The sequence below is a fragment of the Candidatus Nanosynbacter sp. TM7-057 genome (assembly GCF_022828295.1).
Taxonomy (GTDB): Bacteria; Patescibacteriota; Saccharimonadia; order Saccharimonadales; family Saccharimonadaceae; genus Nanosynbacter.
In genome coordinates this window covers 1-728 of sequence record NZ_JAJQJT010000005.1, presented here as the reverse complement: position 1 = coordinate 728, position 728 = coordinate 1, and the positions used below count along the sequence as shown (strand labels likewise).

Sequence of the window (728 nt, the reverse complement as noted above, 5' to 3'; positions counted from 1 at the left end):
TTCGTTGAACAGCCGGATTTTCCGTTCGTTGAACAGCCGGATTTTCCGTTCGTTGAACAGCCGGATTTTCCGTTCGTTGCTGTTTTTTGTCCGTTGCATAAATTGACAGGTAACGTATAATTCTGCCAAAAGACCTACACTCAACAATATAGCCACCATCACGCAGCCTAGCACAAGCAGCACGAAAACCGTCTCTGCCAATACCGCACATTAACCGCAACTCCTCGGCACGTTTCCAACATCCCTTATCACCAAAACTTGCGATTTCAGCATACAAGATTTTATCGGTTGCCTGTAGTTTATCATCTAACAATAGCTCTTTCGGCAACCAAACGCCTGTAAACTGACGCTTTGGCTCGATTATCTGTTGTTTATCAAAATCATACATTGTCAGCTCTCCATTTCTTAATGGCTTCTGTCAATGGCGTTTTAATCTCAGAAATATGAACAATTTTCCCCATTTTTACCCTCTTTTTAAGCCAATGAAAAACTAGCACCTTCATTTTCCACAGGTGAAATTTTATTTTTGTGAAAAAAGTGTAAGAATTTGGTGCAAAACTCTTGACAGATTTTCCACGATTTATCGATTTTGAGTAAGAGGTTATTTTTAGACAAAGAAAACCCCAGTCAAAAACGACCGAGGTTATCAATTGGCTATCTGATGTTCTTATATTAGCAAACTCTAGCGTAAAAGTCAATACTCACAAGATAGACTTTACGACTATGCC

General features: G+C 39.4%; 1 protein-coding gene. It reads right to left on the bottom strand.

What is annotated here, in order from left to right; translation table 11 throughout:
* Positions 1–388: hypothetical protein (locus LRM45_RS04160; protein ID WP_243826875.1), on the bottom strand; the 388-nt coding region annotated here is incomplete at its 3' end.
* Between the last annotated feature and the right edge of the window lie 340 nt (positions 389–728).